Source organism: Caballeronia sp. LZ034LL, assembly GCF_031451215.1.
Classification (GTDB): Bacteria; Pseudomonadota; Gammaproteobacteria; order Burkholderiales; family Burkholderiaceae; genus Caballeronia.
In genome coordinates, this window is sequence record NZ_JARUXR010000002.1 from 88,501 (window position 1) to 105,474 (window position 16,974).

At 64.6% G+C, this 16,974-nt stretch carries 16 protein-coding genes; 12 read left to right on the plus strand and 4 right to left on the minus strand.

The window, feature by feature from the left end:
* The first annotated feature begins 30 nt into the window (after window positions 1–30).
* Window positions 31–1,245 carry an AAA family ATPase gene (locus tag QCE83_RS14805; RefSeq protein ID WP_309811985.1) on the plus strand — a complete coding sequence of 405 codons (1,215 nt, stop codon included), beginning with the start codon at window positions 31–33 and terminating at the stop codon, window positions 1,243–1,245.
* Between the two features lie 102 nt (window positions 1,246–1,347).
* Window positions 1,348–1,980: a LysE family translocator gene (locus QCE83_RS14810; protein ID WP_309811988.1), complete on the plus strand. Its 633-nt coding sequence runs from the start codon at window positions 1,348–1,350 to the stop codon at window positions 1,978–1,980.
* Between the two features lie 6 nt (window positions 1,981–1,986).
* On the opposite strand, the gene QCE83_RS14815 is transcribed toward QCE83_RS14810, so the two are convergent.
* Both QCE83_RS14815 and QCE83_RS14820 read right to left on the minus strand, forming a co-directional pair.
* Window positions 1,987–2,949: a 3-hydroxyacyl-CoA dehydrogenase gene (locus tag QCE83_RS14815; RefSeq protein ID WP_309811990.1), complete on the minus strand. Its 963-nt coding sequence runs from the start codon at window positions 2,947–2,949 to the stop codon at window positions 1,987–1,989.
* Between the two features lie 31 nt (window positions 2,950–2,980).
* Window positions 2,981–3,742 (minus strand): SDR family NAD(P)-dependent oxidoreductase, encoded by a 762-nt coding sequence (locus tag QCE83_RS14820; RefSeq protein ID WP_309811994.1) that lies wholly within the window; start codon window positions 3,740–3,742, stop codon window positions 2,981–2,983.
* Between the two features lie 133 nt (window positions 3,743–3,875).
* On the opposite strand from QCE83_RS14820, the gene QCE83_RS14825 reads away from it, so the two are divergent.
* Window positions 3,876–4,811, plus strand: a complete 936-nt coding sequence (locus QCE83_RS14825; protein WP_309812002.1) for a LysR family transcriptional regulator — start codon at window positions 3,876–3,878, stop codon at window positions 4,809–4,811.
* 6 nt (window positions 4,812–4,817) lie between these two features.
* On the opposite strand, the gene QCE83_RS14830 is transcribed toward QCE83_RS14825, so the two are convergent.
* On the minus strand, window positions 4,818–6,212 hold the full coding sequence (locus tag QCE83_RS14830; RefSeq protein WP_309812004.1) for an MFS transporter: 1,395 nt from the start codon (window positions 6,210–6,212) through the stop codon (window positions 4,818–4,820).
* A 352-nt stretch (window positions 6,213–6,564) separates the two neighbouring features.
* On the opposite strand from QCE83_RS14830, the gene QCE83_RS14835 reads away from it, so the two are divergent.
* The 5 genes from QCE83_RS14835 (at window position 6,565) to QCE83_RS14855 (ending at window position 11,825) form a co-directional block, all read left to right on the plus strand.
* Complete coding sequence (locus QCE83_RS14835) at window positions 6,565–7,422, plus strand: CoA ester lyase (protein ID WP_309812007.1); 858 nt, start codon at window positions 6,565–6,567, stop codon at window positions 7,420–7,422.
* Window positions 7,419–8,849, plus strand: a complete 1,431-nt coding sequence (locus QCE83_RS14840; protein ID WP_309812009.1) for an MFS transporter — start codon at window positions 7,419–7,421, stop codon at window positions 8,847–8,849. The genes QCE83_RS14835 and QCE83_RS14840 overlap by 4 nt, the downstream gene beginning before the upstream one ends.
* 11 nt (window positions 8,850–8,860) lie before the next feature.
* The gene (locus QCE83_RS14845; protein WP_309812011.1) at window positions 8,861–9,790 is read left to right on the plus strand and encodes a CoA ester lyase; all 930 of its coding nucleotides are present in this window, start codon (window positions 8,861–8,863) and stop codon (window positions 9,788–9,790) included.
* Complete coding sequence (locus QCE83_RS14850; protein ID WP_309812014.1) at window positions 9,771–10,994, plus strand: CoA transferase; 1,224 nt, start codon at window positions 9,771–9,773, stop codon at window positions 10,992–10,994. The genes QCE83_RS14845 and QCE83_RS14850 overlap by 20 nt, the downstream gene beginning before the upstream one ends.
* 90 nt (window positions 10,995–11,084) lie before the next feature.
* Window positions 11,085–11,825, plus strand: coding sequence for a GntR family transcriptional regulator (locus QCE83_RS14855; RefSeq protein WP_309812016.1), 741 nt, complete (start codon window positions 11,085–11,087; stop codon window positions 11,823–11,825).
* Here the strand turns inward: QCE83_RS14855 and QCE83_RS14860 are convergent, their stop codons facing one another.
* On the minus strand, window positions 11,826–12,788 hold the full coding sequence (locus QCE83_RS14860; RefSeq protein ID WP_309812019.1) for a LysR family transcriptional regulator: 963 nt from the start codon (window positions 12,786–12,788) through the stop codon (window positions 11,826–11,828).
* Window positions 12,789–12,950: 162 nt separating this feature from the next.
* Between QCE83_RS14860 and QCE83_RS14865 the strand changes: the two genes are divergently transcribed.
* From QCE83_RS14865 to QCE83_RS14880, 4 genes are read left to right on the plus strand one after another with little or no spacing between them, the layout of a single operon-like run.
* Window positions 12,951–14,318 carry an acyclic terpene utilization AtuA family protein gene (locus QCE83_RS14865; RefSeq protein WP_309812021.1) on the plus strand — a complete coding sequence of 456 codons (1,368 nt, stop codon included), beginning with the start codon at window positions 12,951–12,953 and terminating at the stop codon, window positions 14,316–14,318.
* Window positions 14,315–14,653 carry a DUF4387 domain-containing protein gene (locus tag QCE83_RS14870; RefSeq protein WP_309812023.1) on the plus strand — a complete coding sequence of 113 codons (339 nt, stop codon included), beginning with the start codon at window positions 14,315–14,317 and terminating at the stop codon, window positions 14,651–14,653. The genes QCE83_RS14865 and QCE83_RS14870 overlap by 4 nt, the downstream gene beginning before the upstream one ends.
* Window positions 14,654–14,705: 52 nt before the next feature.
* Window positions 14,706–16,064 (plus strand): MFS transporter, encoded by a 1,359-nt coding sequence (locus QCE83_RS14875; RefSeq protein ID WP_309812025.1) that lies wholly within the window; start codon window positions 14,706–14,708, stop codon window positions 16,062–16,064.
* Window positions 16,061–16,939 (plus strand): MBL fold metallo-hydrolase, encoded by an 879-nt coding sequence (locus QCE83_RS14880; protein ID WP_309812030.1) that lies wholly within the window; start codon window positions 16,061–16,063, stop codon window positions 16,937–16,939. Before QCE83_RS14875 ends, QCE83_RS14880 begins: the two co-directional genes overlap by 4 nt.
* Window positions 16,940–16,974: the final 35 nt, after the last annotated feature.

A 16,974-nucleotide genomic window follows, 5' to 3' on the forward strand; every position in this document is an offset into this window, starting at 1 on the left:
TATCCCAAGTAAATAATTTTCGTAATTGTCATGGCCTACCATCGCACGGAGCTGGCTGAGGAAATGGCTCGGCAGATCCTTCATCCCCGAGCGCTCGATCCGCACTTCGAGGCCGGCGTGTTCCTGTCCGGGCCACGGCGCATCGGCAAGACGACTTTCATCCGGCAGGATCTGATGCCGGCGCTGCAGCGTCAGGACGCCATCGTCATGTATGCGGATTTGTGGAGTCAGGTACAGGCCAATCCTGCGGATCTGGTCACGGGCGCCATGGAACAAACCTTGGCGGACCTGCAGACGCCGGCATCCGACCTGTTCGGCCGGATTTCCCGGCAGCTCAAGCGGGTTTCAGAAATCGACATAGGGGGCGCCGGCTTCAAATTCGGCTTCAAGCTGGATCAGCTGGGCAAGAAAACCGGACCGACTCTGGCGGACGTGTTCACTGAGGTCGTGGAGAAAACACGCGCCAATGTCGTACTGATCATCGACGAAATCCAGCACGCAATGGGCAGCGTCGCCGGCAACGAACTGCTGCTGGCCCTGAAGGCGGCCCGGGACGCGGTCAATCTGGAGCCCGGCATGCCCGGGCGGCTGTTCATCATCGGCACCGGGTCGCACCGGGCGCAGGTGCAGGAAATGGTGATGCGCGGCAATCAGGCGTTTCAGGGTGCATGGTCGCAGCCGTTCCCGCTGCTGGGCCAGGACTACGTGATGTATGTGCTGGACCTGACGCGTGAGCAGCTCGGCGAACGCTTGCCCACATTGCCTGCTGCGGTCAACGCCTTCCAGCAGCTTGGCAACCGGCCGGAAGAATTGTTGAAGGCTCTGATTGCACTGCGCGACAGCCCCTCCGACCTCGCGCCCGACGCCCAATTGCCGATCATCGTGCAGGCGTTGCGCCATTCCGCGGCCGATGTCGAAATCTCGCGAGCCGAGAGCCTGGGCGATCTTGCCACGACCCTGTTCAACCGAATATGCCTGAGCGACGGACCCACCGGGGGGTTCTATTCCTCTGAAACAAATCAGGCGCTCACTGTTGAGATTGGCATGCCGGTCTCGCAGAGTGCGATCCAGAACGCACTACTGGCGCTCACCGACGCGAATCTGGTGATGTCGACGGGCAAAGGACGTTACGACGCCACCGATCCGTTCGTGAAAATCGCTTGGCGCGAGTCGCGCGGGCTGGCTTCGGCGTTGGGTCTGGATGAAGCAACGCCCGGTGAGGGCGACAGACAACCCAACTCATGAAGCTCACGGCGACTGTATCGAACACCTCTTTCCCATGTGTCCCTGTCCCGCCACCCCATGGCACGGGACAATGTTCCACCCGTCCCACCGGAGCCTGCATCGATGCCCCAGACATCCCACCTCATCGCCTTCGCGCTGGTCGCGCTCGGCATGGCCCTGACGCCCGGGCCCAACATGGTCTACCTGATTTCCCGCTCCATCTGCCAGGGCCGCACGGCCGGCCTGATCTCGCTCGGCGGCGTCGCGCTGGGCTTCGTGTTCTACATGCTGTGCGCGGCCTTCGGCATCACCGCGTTGCTGATTGCCATTCCGTTCGCCTATGACGCGCTGCGCTTCGGCGGCGCGCTGTATCTGCTCTGGCTCGCGTGGCAAGCCGTGAAGCCCGGCGGCCGCTCGCCGTTCCAGGTGCGCGACCTGCCCGTCGACAGTCCGCGCAAGCTCTTCACGATGGGCTTCGTGACCAACCTGCTGAATCCGAAGATTGCCGTGCTGTATCTGTCGCTGCTGCCGCAGTTCATCGATCCGCAACACGGCAGCGTGCTCGCGCAATCGATGATGCTCGGCCTCGTGCAGATCGCGCTGAGCATCGCCGTGAATGCGTCGGTGGCGATGACCGCGGGTTCCATCGCCGTGTTTCTCGCGCGCAAGCCCGCGTGGCTGCTCATCCAGCGCTGGCTGATGGGCACCGTGCTCGCGGGCCTCGCGCTCAGAATGGCGACTGAGGCCCGCCGCTAAAGCCGCTTAACGCTCGCCGTCTTCCTGCGCCCGCTGCGCCGCGAACTGCATCAGCCGTTCGTCGCGCCAGTCGCGGCGCGCGGCGAGGTCATCGGCGGAGAGATGCTGGCGCCGGTCCTTCTCGACCTGTGCAATCAGCGCTTCATCCCACGGGCCGTCATCGACGCGCGACTTCACGATCGAGTGATACAGCGGTCCGAGCCGGTTCGCGTAATCGGCCACGCCGCCCGGCGCGTTCAGGTCGATCGTCTCGAACGGGCCCATGAACGACCAGCGCCAGCCGAGGCCGTCGCGCACGGTCTTGTCGATATCCTCGCAACTCGCAATGCCGTCGCGCTGCAACGCCCACGCTTCGCGCAGCAGCGCCGCCTGCAAGCGATTCAGCACGAATCCCTCGATCTCCTTGCGCACATGCACGACGCTTTGCCCGATGCCGCGCATCAGGGCGTCGGTGAACTCGACGGTCGCTTGCGAAGTCTGCGTCGACGGCACGAGTTCGACGACCGGCACGAGGTACGGCGGATTGACCGGATGCGCGATCAGCACGCGCGGCGAGATGGCGAGGTCACAGGCGAAGTCGGAGGCCTTGATGCCCGAACTCGAACTGCCGATGATCACATCGGCATCCGCCACCTTGTCGAGATCCAGCATCAGCTGGCGCTTCACATCGACACGCTCGAGCACCGACTCCTGCACGTACGCAGCACCGTCGATAGCCTGCGCGAGCGAATCGGCGAGCGTCAGGCGGGCGGCGATGGTCTCCGGCGCTTCGTCGATGAGACCGTGCTTGTGCAACGCCGCCAGCTGATTCGCGGCCCACGGAATGGCCTTCTCGGCGGTGCGCGGATTCGCGTCGTACACGCGCACGTTCAGGCCGGCGCGCGCGAAGGCAATCGCCCAGCCCGCGCCCACGAGCCCCGCGCCGATGATGGCAACAGGCTTGTCCAGCTTCATCTTCGCTACGTTCATCAATTGTCTCGCTTGAGTTATTGGGTCTATGTCACGCAGCCGTCCAGCCGCCGTCGAGCATGAGCGCGCTGCCGGTCATGAGCGTGGAGGCATCGCTGGCGAGGAACACGATGGCGCCCATCACTTCCTCGACGCGACCCACGCGGCCCAGCGCAATGCGCTGCGTGACCCAGTCGCGAAAGCCGGGCGCATCGAACATGCTTGCCGTGAGCACGGTCTCGATGAACGTGGGGCACACCGTGTTCACGCGAATGGCGTGCGGCCCGAGCTCCCATGCCAGCGCCTTGGTCATGCCTTCGAGCGCATGCTTCGATGCGCAGTACACCGTGCGGCCCGGGCTGCCCACGTGCCCCATCTGCGACGACACGTTGATGATCGAGCCGCCGTTCCCGGCGCGCAGCATGCCCTTCGCGACCGCGCGCGACACATGGAAGACCGACTTTACATTGAGGTCGATGATCGCGTTAATATCGTCATCGGTCACGTCCACCAGCGGCTTCGGACGATTGGTGCCCGCGCAGTTGACGAGAATGTCGTAGGGCTCGCGCGCCTCGAGGGCGGCGCTGACGGCGGCCGAATCGGTGATGTCGAGCTTGATGAAATCGCTCTGCCCGCCTTCCTCGTTGATCTGGCCGGACGCGCGTTCGAGTTCATCGAGGGAACGCGCGACCAGCGTCACGCGCGCGCCCGCCTGGGCCAGTGCCGCCGCCGCCGCGAGGCCGATGCCGCGTCCGCCGCCGGTGATCAACGCTGTCTTGCCATGCAATGAAAAGCCCGGTGCTTTCGGCAGCATGCACTCTCCTGATCTTGATCGAATGGAACGAAGCAAGCGTAGCGAGGCGACATTCGCGCCGCTTGCATACCAGTTATGCAAAACCTGAAATCCGCCGCCGCCGACAATACCGGCAAGTCCGGAGGGTGCGCAAGTGGAACTGAAACAGTTGCGGTATTTCGAGGTCGTCGCGCGTGAAGGCAGTCTCTCGCGCGCCGCGACGCTGCTCGGCGTGAGCCAGTCGCTGCTGACACGCCATATCCAGAGTCTCGAACAGGAATTCGGCCTGGCGCTGCTCTACCGTAACGGTCACGGCATGTCGCTGACCGATGGCGGCAAGACCTTTCTCGCTTCGGCCAGCGACATCCTGATGCGCACCGACAGCGCCCTGAACCAGATGCAGGCGCTGCGCTCGAACCCGGGCGGAACGGTGACGATCGGCATCCCGCCGATGCTCGGTGAATTCCTGCTGGTGCCGCTCACCAAGCGTTTTCGCGCGGAGTTTCCCGACGTGCGGCTCAAGCTGCGCGAAAGCGTGAGCGGCTATCTGCTCGAATGGCTGATGACCGGAAAGCTCGATATCGGCGTGCTGTACAACGTGACGTCGCTGAATACGATCGGCGTTGAGCCGTTGTTGTCGGACGAGATGCTGCTGATCGGACCGCCCGATGCCGAGGTGCTGAATGCCTCGGCGGACTCCATCGCGCTGGCTGAAACCGTGGACTTGCAATGGATCCTGCCGCCGCGTCCGCATGGCCTGCGCACGCTCGCCGAGGATGCCGCGACCGCGCAGGGATTGCAGCTGAACATCGTCGTCGAACTGGACGCGATGGCGGGCATCTTCGATCTCGTCGCAGCGGGGCTGGGCTTCAGCATCGCGCCGTTCGCCGCCATCGAGAGACGCCTCGAACGCGGCACGCTGAAGGCGCGGCGCCTGCGCGAGCCGTCGCTGTCCGGCGTGCTGTCGATTGCGTTCTCGCCGAAGAAGGAAGCCACGCTCGCGATGAAGGCACTGTATCGCATCGTGCGCCAGGAAACCGAGTCGCTGGTGCGAAACGGCGTCTGGCGCGCAATCGACGAACGGGCTTAGCGCACCTCAGGCCGGCGAATCGGTCAGGGCATCATTCGCGACATTCGGCCCGGCAGGCGCTTTCCTGGCCCCGCCGCGCACGAAGGTCGCCGCGGGCATGCACAACACGAGGACGCCGGTGCAGAGGAGCACGCAGCCGAGCGCATAGGTGCCGTTGTTGATGTTGCCGGTCACCTGCTTCATGAGGCTGGTGATCCACGATCCCGCGATGCCCGAGAGGCTGCCGAACGAGTTGATCATCGCGAAACCGGCGGCGGCCGCCGTGCCGGACAGCAGACTGCCCGGATAAGTCCATACGACCGGCGTGAGTCCGAGCACGCCCGATGCGGCGACACACAGGCAGATCATCGCGACCGGCAGATTGCTCGCGAAGGCCGCGCTCAAGATGAGCGCCGTGCCGCCGACGAACGCGGGAATCGCGGCGTGCCAGCGGCGCTCGCCGGTCTTGCTCGAATGCCACGCGTTGAAGAGCATCGTCGCGGCGGCGCAGACGAAGGGCAGCGCTGTGAGCAAGCCGATGTGGAAAGTGTCCTTCACGCCCGACTCGCGCACGATGGACGGCAGCCAGAACGACAGCCCGTACCAGCCGGTCGCGTAGGTAAAGATGATCCCCGCGCAGAGCCACACGCGATAGTCGCGCAGCGCGGGACCGAACTTGTACTCCTTGTGCGCGTTCTCGGTGACGACGTTCTTGTCGAGCAGACGCTTCTCGGCATCGGTGAGCCACTTGGCCTGATGGATCTTGTCGGCGAGACCGAAGTAGACGAGGAACGCGAGCGCCATCGCCGGGACGCCTTCGATCAGCAGCATCCATTGCCAGCCGCTGTAACCCATCCAGCCGTGCGAATGCTGCATCAGCCAGCCGGACAGCGGGCCGCCGAGCACGAGGCTGGTCGGCAGCGCGAGCAACAGGCCGAAGGTCACCTTGGTCTGACGGTCGGAGGGGAACCAGTAATTGATGTACAGCAGCACGCCGGGATAGAAGCCCGCTTCGCAACAGCCGAGCAGCAGCCGCAGGATATAAAACATCGTCGCGTTCTCGACGCCGAACAGCTTCGCGAGTTCGGCGGTGAACATCGTGGCCGCGGAAATCAGGCCCCAGGTCAGCATGATGCGCGCGATCCAGCGCCGCGCGCCCACGCGGTGCAGCACGATGTTGCTCGGAATCTCCAGCGCGATATAGCCGATGAAGAACATGCTCGCGCCCAGTGCGAAGGCCGAGTCGCCGATCTTGAGATCGCCGAGCATCTGCAATTTCGCGAAACCGATGTTGACGCGGTCGAGAAACGAAAACGTGTGACAGAGGAACAGGATCGGCGCGATGCGCCACAGCAGCTTCTTGTACAGCTTGCCTTCGTCGACGGACTGCGCGGCGGCGCCGTCGATTGCGTCGATGCTCATGGGTATCTCCTCCCGGATGGTTCGTCAATGGCGGGTTGTTTCGGTGGAGCGTATTGATAGCCCGGCGCGAACGCTCGAATACCTGTTATGCAGGAGCCGCATAGCGCACGCGTGTGCATCGCCCGCACAGCCTTGTGCCGTAAGGCCTGGAGCGAAACACGCCGCACTGCGGGGCGAGCGGCGTGCGGCGTGTTTACCCCTATCGTCCGACTGTCGACAGCTTGACAGAATGAATTGCAGACCCGCCGGCAATGACCCGGCAGGCTTCTTCAGGAGACGACCGAATGCGTATGTGCATGCTCTCTCCGCGCCTTCCGGCGCCGCTTTATCTCGTTTCATCGCGGAGGCCGCAATGAAGCGTATCCGCCGCTCGATGCTCATCACGCCCGCGCATCGCCCCGACCGCATGGCGGGCGCGATGAAGCTCGCAGTCGATTCCTTTGTCTTCGATCTCGAAGACGGCGTGCCGCCCGTGCGCCGCGACGAAGCGCGCGCCAATCTCACGAAGCTCATGCCGACGCTCGATTTCGGCGGCCGCGAGCGCGTGGTGCGGATCAACGCGGTGGGCACCGCGGATGGTGTGCGCGATCTCGACGCCGTGCCGCTCGCGCATTGCGATGCCCTGCTCGTGCCCAAGGTCGAATCCGCCGAGCAACTGCGCTGGCTCGACGCCGAACTCACACATCGCAATGCGCCGGTCAGGCTGATCGCCACGCTGGAGACACCGCGCGGCGTGCTGAATGCACTGAGCATCGCCGACGCTTCGCCGCGCCTCTGCGCGTTCTTCTTCGGCTCGGGCGACTACACGATGGAAACCGGTGCCGAGATCACGCCGACCGCCTTGCTGTGGGCGCGTTCGACGATCGTCGCGGCAGCGGGCGCTGCCGCTTGCGACGCCATCGACGCGCCTTATCTGCACGGCCTGCGCGACCCGCAAGGCACGCATGAAGACGCGTTGCGCGCGCGGGAGCTGGGCTTCAGCGGCAAGGTGGTGTTCCATCCGGCACAGGTCGATGCGGTCAACCGCGCGTTCACGCCGACCGAAGCGGAAACCGCGCGGGCCCGACGCATCGTCGACGCGTTCGAGGCGGTGAAGGCGAGCGGCGAGGGCACGGCCATCGTCGATGGCGAATTCGTCGCCATCGATCTGGTGCCGCGCATGCAGCGGCTGCTCGACATCGCCGCCTACGCACAAGGGAGAACGGCATGAAGCAGGCCACGCTGACCTCGTATGACGATGCCGACGTGCGCGCGCGGACCGATGCGCATGTCTCCGCGCTGAACATCGCCGGGCGCATGGAGCGCCTGCCGCTGTCGCGCTTTCACTGGACCTTGTTCGCGATCCTGGGCGTCGCGATGTTCTTCGACGGCTACGATCTCACCGTCACCGGCTTCGTCATCCCGGCGCTGCACAAGCACGGCTGGCTCACGCCGGCGACCACGGCCACCTTCATCTCGGTGCCGCTCATCGCGGCCGCATTCGGCTCGATCGCGGCGGGACTGCTCGGCGACCGCATCGGCCGCAGGCGTCTGTTCCAGGCGACGGTGCTGGCCTACAGCCTGTCGAGCCTTGGCTGCGGCTTCGCGACGAGCTACGGCATGCTGCTCACGTTCCGCACGATCAACCTGTTCGCGATCGGCACGGTCACCGTCACCGGTTATGCGTATCTGAACGAGTTCACGCCGCGGCGTTATCGCGGGCGCTTCCAGTCGGCGGTGGCGTTGCTGCTGAACGGCGGCCTGCCGTTCGGCGCCCTGATGGCGCGGCTCATCGTGCCGAACACCGACGTGAACGTCGGCTGGCGCGTGCTGTTCCTGCTGTCGGTGATTCCGGCGCTGCTGGTCTTCGCGAACAAGCGCCTGTTGCCGGAGTCGCCGCGCTGGCTTGCGTCGGTCGGTCGCGACGAGGAAGCGGCCCGCGTGGTCGATTCGATCGAGGCCGGCATCGTGCAGCGCGAAGGCAAGACGCTGCCCGATGCCGAACTCGCCCGCGAACCGGCGCGCCATCTCGGCTGGGATGCGCTGTTCTCGCCGCTCGTGCGTGGGCGGTTCGCGCTGGCCGTCGTGTTCAACATCTGCCATCTGACGGGCCTGTTCGTGCTCATCAGCTGGCTGCCGACGCTGTTCGTCTCGCGCGGCCTCACGCTCGGCTCCACTTTCACGTTCGCGGCGGTGAGCTTCATGGGCGGCTTCCTCGGGCCGCTGCTGGGCATCGTGGTGGCGGACCGCATCGAGCGGCGCTGGTCGCTGGTGGCGGCCGCGCTGATCGCGGCGGGCGCGGGCGTCGCCTACGCGGGACAGACATCGCCGCAGGGACTCATGATCACCGGCTTGATCCTCGTCACGGCGATATTTTTTATATCGTCCGTTGGCTTTGCGACCTATATCCCCGAGATCCTGCCGACCGGCGTGCGCCTGCGCGGCCTTGGCACGGCTGCGCTGATCGGCCGGCTGGCTTCGGCGGCCACGCCGTTTGCCGTCGCGGCCGCGTTGCTCACGTTAAAGAACCCGTTCTATGTCGTGTCGTCCGTGGGCGTCGCGTATGTCGCGATGGCGCTGCTGCTCGCCGTGCTCGGTCCGAACGTGCGCGGCCGGACGCTCGAAAGTCTCGAATCCGGACTGGACCCCAAACCTTGAGGAGATGTTCGATGGCGCTGTCCCGCACCTTTCTGTTCGTCCCCGGCAATCATGCGCGCCGCGTCGAGAAGGCGCTGAACGCCGACGTCGATGCAGCAATCCTTGATCTCGAAGACGCTGTCGCGGCCAGCGAAAAGGTGGCCACGCGCGCGGCGGTTGTCGAGGCACTTCAAGCGCCGCATCGCGCGCGAGGCTATATCCGCATCAACGCGCTGGACACGGACTATGCGTTCGGCGACCTGCACGCGGTGATCGCGCGCGGCGTGGATGGCATCGTGCTGCCGAAGCTGGAATCGGTGGAACAGTTGCATACCGCCGACTGGATCATGAGCCAGCTCGAACGCGAGCGCGGCCTGGACGCGGACTCCATCGAGCTGATGCCGATCATCGAAACCGGTGCGGGCTTCGCGGCGATTCAGGCGCTGTGTGCATCGGCGGCACAGCGTGTACAGCGTCTCAAGCGCTTCGCATTCGGTGCGGGCGATTTCTGTCTCGACATGAACCTCATATGGAGCGGCGACGAGTCCGAACTGCATGCGTACCGCAGCGCGCTGGTGCTGGCGTCGCGCGCGGCGGGACTGCAAGCGCCCGTCGATACCGTATGGGTACGCCTCGACGACGCCGACGGTCTCGCGCGCTCGGCGGTTCGCGCGCGCGGCATGGGCTTCCAGGGCAAGTTGTGCATCCATCCGGCGCAATGCGACGCGGTGAACCGCGCGTTCTCGCCGACCGAAACCGAGATCACTCAGGCGCGCGCCGTCGTCGAGGCGTTCAAGCGCGCCGAAGCGGAAGGCGTTGCGTCGATCCGGCTCGACGGCGCTTTCATCGATTACCCGGTCGCGTATCGCGCGCAACGCGTGCTCGACTTCGCTGCGCAGATCGACGCGCGCCAAGAACATTTAATCCATCGGAGAAACGGCAATGACTGCAACATCGGCTGACACCCGCAACGTTCGTCCGCTCGACGGCATTCGCGTGATCGACGTATCGAGCTTCCTGGCGGGACCGTTCTGCTCGACGCAGCTCGGCGAATTCGGCGCCGAGGTCATCAAGGCGGAGCTGCCCGACGTGGGCGACGCGCTGCGCCGCTTCGGCTCGATGACGGAGGCCGGCGTCACGCTGCCGTGGCTGTCCGAATGCCGTAACAAGAAGTCGATCACGCTCGACCTGCGCAAGCCCGGCGGCGCTGAAGTGCTGAAGAAGCTGGTCGCCGACGCGGACATCCTCGTCGAGAACTTCCAGCCGGGCACGCTCGAAAAGTGGGGCCTTGGCTGGGACGTGCTGCATGAAGTGAATCCGCGGCTCATCATGGTGCGCATCTCGGGCTTCGGCCAGACCGGGCCGTATCGCGACCGGCCGGGCTTCGGGCGCATCGGCAATGCGTTCGGCGGGCTGTCGTTCCTCGCGGGCTATCCGGACCGCCCGCCGGTCACGCCCGGCTCCGCGACCATCCCCGACTACATGGCGGGCCTGTACGGCGCGCTCGGCGCGCTGCTGGCCATCCAGGCGCGCGAACGCACGGGTGAAGGGCAGTTCGTCGATATCGGCTTGTATGAACCGATCTTCCGCATCCTCGATGAACTCGCGCCGTCGTTCCAGAAGAACGGCTTCGTGCGGCAACGCATGGGTCCGGGCACGGTGAACGTGGTGCCGCACAGCCACTATCCGACCAGCGACGGCCGCTGGATTGCCATTGCCTGCACCAGCGACAAGATCTTCGCGCGTCTCGCCGAAGCGATGGGCACGCCGGAACTCGCGGGCGAAGGCAAGTGGGGGCACATTTCGGGCCGCGAGCGCGAGCGTGCGGAGGTGGACCGCACTGTCGGCGAATGGACCGCGCAGTTCACGCGCGACGAAGTGCTCGCGCGCTGCGAACAGTTCCAGGTGCCGTGCGGGCCGGTGTATGGCATCGACGAGATTTTCGAAGATCCGCAATACGCGGCGCGCGAGAACATCAAGACCATGCAGGACGCGCGCATCGGCGAACTGGCGGTGCCGAATGTGGTGCCGCGTCTCTCGGCAACGCCGGGCGGCATCGACTGGCTCGGACCGGATCTCGGCCAGCATAACGATGATGTCTATCGCGGCCTGCTCGGGCTCGATACCGAGCAGCTCGCGACCCTCAGGGAAGAAGGGGCCATCTGATATGATCCCGCATTCTTTTTCGGCGGCCCTGGCGTGTTGACAGACGAGCCTCGCGCCGCGCTTCGGGTCATTACGAAACAGCCCACCGCCATGAGCGCAGACGATCAGAAATGGGCCCTGCCGCCGCAGCATTCATTGCCGCAACTCGTCGAGGCGCGGCTGGTCAGCGCCATCCGTTCAGGCGATCTCAAGGCGGGTGAGCGCATCGTCGAAACGCAATTGGCCCGGCAGCTCAACGTGAGCCGCGGGCCGTTGCGCGAGGCGTTGAAGTCGCTCGAAGCCAACGGGCTGGTCTTCACCGTGCGCGGCAAGGGCACGTATGTCGCCGAGGTCTCGCACGACGACTTCGTGCGCATGACCGGCATCCGCGCCGTGCTCGAAGGCTTCGCCGCGCGGCTCGTGGCGGCGCGTTGCCGTCATGAGCCGGACGTCGTCGTGCAGCTGGAGCAGTCGCTCGCGGAACTGGAGCGCGCGGAAGCGGGCCATGACGCCGCCGTGCTGCGCGCGGTGGACTGGGAGTTTCACGAACTCGTCTGCACGCTCGCCGACAACGATCTCCTGCAAAGCACCTGGCATTCCATCAGTTCGCTCGTGCGGCTCTATCAGCAGGGCAATACGAGCTATGAGGTGCGCAGCGAGAGCGTCGTGCATCATCATCACGAGTTCGTCGAGGCGCTCAAGTCCGGCGATCCCGATTTCGCCGAGCAGACCTTCCGCAGCATCATCACCGACACGACCTTTCGCTCACTGGGTCTCCCCGTGCCCGAGGCGATGACGTCGATGACCGTGCCGCCGCGCGCGCCGAAGAAGACGAAGGCCGGCGCGAAGTAGTTACGCCTGTCCGGCGTGCAGCGTCGTGGCGAAGTGGGCGCGCAGATGATCGAGGAACAGCGTCGAGGCGAGGTTGAGATCGGCTTTCTCGCGCACCAGAATGCCGAAGTTGCGCGACAGGTCGATCTCCGGCACGTTCAGCGTCGCACGCGATTCGAGCGAGTAGCGCTGCGCCATGTAGCGCGGCAGGAAGGTCGCGCCGAGCCCGGCATCGACGAGCCCCAGCACCGTGCCGACATTGGTCGCGTGCTGGATCGTCGAGAGCGTGAGGCCGCGTCGGGCGAGTTCGGCCGAGAGACGCGTCTGGAGCAGCGCGTAACGGTCGAGCAGCATCAGCGGCAGATCGGCGAGTTGCTCCAGCGTGATGTCCTGCGCGCCCGCCAGCGGATGCGCCTTGGGCAGCACGACCAGCATCGGTTCGCGGGCGAGCGGTTCGAAGTGCAGCTTGCTGGAATCGCCATCGAACGCGCTGACGGCCAGGTCCGCCTGTCCGGCTTCGAGCGTCGCGAGCACGGCCTCGTATTGCAGATCGCGCACCTGGATCTGGATCGACGGATAAGCCTGGCGGAACGACTGGATCAGTTGCGGCAGCACGACGGCGGCGAGCATCGGCGTGGTGGCGATCACCGTGCGCATCTTCGAGGCCGCAGCACGCGCATGGAAGTCGGTCAGCAACTCGCGTAAACCCTGCAACGCGAGTCGCGCGCGGCGGGCGAGTTCTTCGCCCTCGGGCGTGGGCGTCACGCGACGGGTCGTGCGTTCGACGAGCTTCGTCTTGAGCATCGCTTCGAGCCGCTGGACGCGGTTCGTGACGGAGGGCTGCGAGACATGCATCTTCTTCGCAGCGGCGCTGAAGCTGCCGAGGTCCGCCACGGCGAGAAAGGTTTCCAGCTCGATGAGATCGAAACGCAGATTGATCCCGTCAATGCCTTCATCCGGAACAGAGTGGTCGTCCTGCTTCATGCCGCCGTGTCCTCCGTTCCCGATTTATAACGCCATCTTATAAATCGATATTCTAATGCGAATAGAGTTTCGCGAGGCCGTTCTCGATAATTGGGCCATTAGAGACTGGACCGGAAAGCGCGTTGCAACGACGCGGCCCGGCTGGTCGAGAACGGAGACTTCATGAAGGACGAAATCAAGATCCTGACGCCGAACGGCATCCTGGGCTACGGCATCCCGGCGGCCGACTTCTGGCGCGGCATCGATCAACAGCCCGACGCGATGATCGTCGATGGCGGCTCTACCGACCCCGGTCCTTATCTGCTCGGCTTGCCGAAGACACTGGTGACGCGTGAAGCGTATCTGCGCGATCTGTCGCTGATGCTCGAAGCCTGCGCGACGCGCAAGGTGCCAATCTATATCAGCTCGGCCGGCGGCCCCGGTATTCGTGCGCATGTGGACTTCATGGTCGATGTGATCGAGGAGACCGCGAAGCGCGACGGTTATCGCTTCAAGATCGCCAAGATCTATTCGGACGTGGATCCGTCCTACGTGCGCGATGCGATGGGCGAAGGCCGCATCACGCCGTGTGCATCGGCGCCTGAGTTGCAGGTGTCGGACGTGGGCGCGTCGTCGCACATCGTCGCGCAGATGGGTGCCGAGCCCTTTGCGAAGGCACTGCGCGAGCATCCCGATCTGGACATCATCGTGGCGGGCCGTGCCTACGATCCGGCGCCGTTCGCGGGACTGTGCATGCTGCACGGAATCGAGCCGGGCATTTACTGGCACATGGGCAAGATCGTCGAGTGCGGGGCGAACTGCGCAGAGCCAAAGGGCAAGGTCATCCTGGCGACGATCCGTCGCGACAGCTTCGACCTCGAACCGATGAACCCGCGCGAGCGCTGCACGCCCGCTTCGGTGGCGGCGCACACGCTGTACGAGAAGACACGTCCTGACTTGCTGACGGGCCCGGGCGGGGTGCTGGATCTGCGCGAGGCGACCTACGAGCAGCTCACGGAGCGAGCAGTGCGGGTGCGCGGCAGCCGCTTCATTCCGGCCGACGACTACACGGTGAAGCTCGAAGGCGCCGGTGTGGTAGGGATGCGCACGATCTTCATCGGCGGGATTCGTGATCCGATCCTGGTCGAGCAGATCGACACGTTCCTCGAAGGCATCAAGCAGCAGGCGCACGAGACGTATCCGGAGCTGCGCTCGGGCGAGGCGACGCTGAACTTCCACGTGTACGGCAAGAACGGCGTGATGGGCAGCTTCGAGCCGCAGACACAAGTGGTGCCGCACGAGATCGGCTTGCTGGGTGAAGTGACCGCAGCGAACCAGGAACTCGCGAATGCGATTTGCAGCAGCGTGCGTATCGATGTGCTGCACACGCCTTATCCGGGCCAGGTGGCGACGGCAGGCAACTTCGCGATTCCGTTGAACCCGCCGGAGAACCCGATTGGTCCGGTGTGCAAGTTCACGGTGTATCACGTGATGAAGATCGACTCGGCGGAGTCGCTGTTTCCGGTTGAGATCGTGGAGGTAGGCGCATGAGCACGGTGCAGACACAAAACAAGACCTTGCGCGAACTGGCGAAGGTGGTGCGCAGCAAGAACTCGGGTCCGTTCGAGATCACGTTCGACGTGATCTTCGACGAGGTGGAGTTGTACGAACGCGTGAAGGCCAGCGGGGTGCTGACCGAAGCGCTGATCTGCAAGCTGTACAACGTGACGAAGGAGGACATCGTGACCTTGATGTTCTTCGACCCGGCGCGAGCTTTCAAGCTGACGCTGAAGCGTTCGTGGGCGCAGGGCAGTGTGGGCGAGCGCGACACATTCGGCGCGCAGCAGCACGCACCGTTGCTGACGATTGAAATTCCCGGCGTCTGACAGCGCCACTCAAACAAAACCAACGACACACGCAACACGCAGAGGAGACAACATGGTCAACGATTCGGACATCCGGCGAGTTTCATTCGCCAGCGCCATCGGCGCAACGCTTGAGTGGTACGACTTCTTCATCTTCGGATCGGCCGCCGCGCTGGTCTTCAACAAGCTGTTCTTCCCCGCCATCGATCCGGTAGCCGGCACCATCGCGGCGCTGGCGAGCTTCGCGATCGGCTTCATTGCGCGTCCGGTGGGCGGCATCGTGTTCGGCCACTATGGCGACAAGATCGGCCGCAAGGCCATGCTCGTCCTGAGTCTCGTGATGATGGGCGGCGTGACCTTCCTGATCGGCCTGTTGCCGACTTACGAAAGCATTGGCCTGGGCGCGCCCATCCTGCTGACGACGCTGCGTTTCCTGCAAGGCTTCGCCGTGGGCGGCGAATGGGGCGGCGCCACGTTGATGGTAATCGAGCACTCGCCCGCGAAGAAGCGCGGTTTCTATGGCGCGTGGCCGCAGATGGGCATCTCGGCCGCACTGATCCTCTCGACCGGCGTGATGGCCCTGACGACGGCGTTCACCACGCCCGAGCAGTTCGCTTCGTGGGGATGGCGCGTGCCGTTCCTGCTGTCCGGCATCCTGGTGGTGGTGGGCATCATCATTCGCCGTCGCGTGTCGGAGTCGCCGAGCTTCCAGAAGCTGCAACGCTCGCACACCGCCGAGAAGATGCCGATTGCCACCGTGCTCGCCACGCAAAAGAAGCGCACGCTGCAGATCGTCGCTGCACAGGCCGCCGAGAACACCAGCTTCTTCGTGATCTCCGTCTATGCGCTGGTGTACCTGACGCAGAACCTGCACATCGAGAAGCCGCTCGCGATTCGCGCGCTGATGATCGGTTCCTTCTTCACGCTGTTGTCGCAGCCGATCTTCGGCGCGCTGTCCGACCGCATCGGCCGCAAGAAGGTGTACATGGGCGGCATGATCTTCCTGGGCGCGTTCATCTTCCCGTTCTTCAAGATGCTCGATACCGGCAGCTATCCGGTGATCGTCACGGCGATTTCGGTCGCGATGGTCTTCGGCCTCGGCAGCACGCTTTCGGCACAGCCCGCGCTCATCAGCGAACAGTATCCGGCCGCGATCCGCTACAGCGGCGTCTCGGTGGCGTATCAGCTCGCCACGGTGATCTGGAGCGGCCCGACGCCGATCCTCGCTGCGCTGTTCGTCATGTGGGCGGGCGGATACTGGCTGCTGGCGGCGTACATCGTGTTCGCGGCGGTGGTGTCGGTGCTCGGCATCATGCCGCTGCGTGAAGCGGCCGGCGTTGAACTGTCCGCGCTGGAAGAGAATCTGCACCGTGATACGGGCGCGGCGCGTCAGCCGCACGCTACTGGACTGTCGGGAGAACAGGCATCGTGATTCGCTTCAGGATCGGCAATGTAACGGCTACGCTGGTTGAAGAGACCGTCGACAAGTCCTTCGACTTTCTCAAGTTCTTCCCGCTGGCGACGCCGCAGGACGTGGAAGACAACCTCTCGTGGATCGCGCCGGGCCATTACGATCCCGCCACGGGCCGCATGCTCCTCAGCATGCACTCGTGGCTGCTGGACACGGGACGGCACAAGATCCTGATCGATGGTTGCGTCGGCAACGACAAGGAGCGGCCCGGCCGTCCTGACTGGTGCAACCTGCAGACGCCGTATCTGGAGCGCCTCGCGAAGGCAGGTGCGACGCCCGAGCAGATCGACTATGTGCTCTGCACGCACCTGCATGCGGATCACATCGGCTGGAATACGCGGCTTGTCGGCGACCGCTGGGTGCCGACCTTTCCCAACGCGAAGTATGTGTTCGGGAAGACCGAGAACGAGTATTGGGCGGCGCGCTACGCGAAGGAATCGACGGGCCATCACATACTCGGCTACAAGGACAGCGTGCTGCCGGTGATCGAGGCGGGCCAGGCCATGATGATCGACGACTACGCGGAGATAGCCGACTGCCTGTTCATCGAACCGGCGCCGGGTCATACGCCGGGTCATGTCGCGATCTGGCTGAAGTCGAACGATGCGCATGCCGTGATGACCGGCGACATCCTGCATCACCCGATCCAGGTGAAGTATCCGCACTGGAGCTGTTTCGGCTGCATTGACCAGAAGCAATCCGCCGAGACGCGTCGCCGGATTCTGGAGAAGACCTGCGAGCAGCGCGCGCTGCTGCTGCCGGGACACTTCATGGCGCCTTTCGCGGGCTATGTCGACGAGACGCCCGAGGGCTTCGCCTTCCGTCATCCCGAGTGATATTGGGTAGGTTCTTGCGGCCGGGACTTTTGCGT

What these genes read in the sequence shown, in the direction of transcription:
- QCE83_RS14815 (WP_309811990.1), bottom strand. Translation starts at nt 2,949, where the DNA reads ATGAACGTAGCGAAGATGAAGCTGGACAAGCCTGTTGCCATCATCGGC.
- QCE83_RS14835 (WP_309812007.1), top strand. Translation starts at nt 6,565, where the DNA reads ATGAAGCGTATCCGCCGCTCGATGCTCATCACGCCCGCGCATCGCCCC.
- QCE83_RS14875 (WP_309812025.1), top strand. Translation starts at nt 14,706, where the DNA reads ATGGTCAACGATTCGGACATCCGGCGAGTTTCATTCGCCAGCGCCATC.
- QCE83_RS14855 (WP_309812016.1), top strand. Translation starts at nt 11,085, where the DNA reads ATGAGCGCAGACGATCAGAAATGGGCCCTGCCGCCGCAGCATTCATTG.
- QCE83_RS14830 (WP_309812004.1), bottom strand. Translation starts at nt 6,212, where the DNA reads ATGAGCATCGACGCAATCGACGGCGCCGCCGCGCAGTCCGTCGACGAA.
- QCE83_RS14865 (WP_309812021.1), top strand. Translation starts at nt 12,951, where the DNA reads ATGAAGGACGAAATCAAGATCCTGACGCCGAACGGCATCCTGGGCTAC.
- QCE83_RS14810 (WP_309811988.1), top strand. Translation starts at nt 1,348, where the DNA reads ATGCCCCAGACATCCCACCTCATCGCCTTCGCGCTGGTCGCGCTCGGC.
- QCE83_RS14870 (WP_309812023.1), top strand. Translation starts at nt 14,315, where the DNA reads ATGAGCACGGTGCAGACACAAAACAAGACCTTGCGCGAACTGGCGAAG.
- QCE83_RS14840 (WP_309812009.1), top strand. Translation starts at nt 7,419, where the DNA reads ATGAAGCAGGCCACGCTGACCTCGTATGACGATGCCGACGTGCGCGCG.
- QCE83_RS14860 (WP_309812019.1), bottom strand. Translation starts at nt 12,788, where the DNA reads ATGAAGCAGGACGACCACTCTGTTCCGGATGAAGGCATTGACGGGATC.
- QCE83_RS14820 (WP_309811994.1), bottom strand. Translation starts at nt 3,742, where the DNA reads ATGCTGCCGAAAGCACCGGGCTTTTCATTGCATGGCAAGACAGCGTTG.
- QCE83_RS14850 (WP_309812014.1), top strand. Translation starts at nt 9,771, where the DNA reads ATGACTGCAACATCGGCTGACACCCGCAACGTTCGTCCGCTCGACGGC.
- QCE83_RS14805 (WP_309811985.1), top strand. Translation starts at nt 31, where the DNA reads ATGGCCTACCATCGCACGGAGCTGGCTGAGGAAATGGCTCGGCAGATC.
- QCE83_RS14845 (WP_309812011.1), top strand. Translation starts at nt 8,861, where the DNA reads ATGGCGCTGTCCCGCACCTTTCTGTTCGTCCCCGGCAATCATGCGCGC.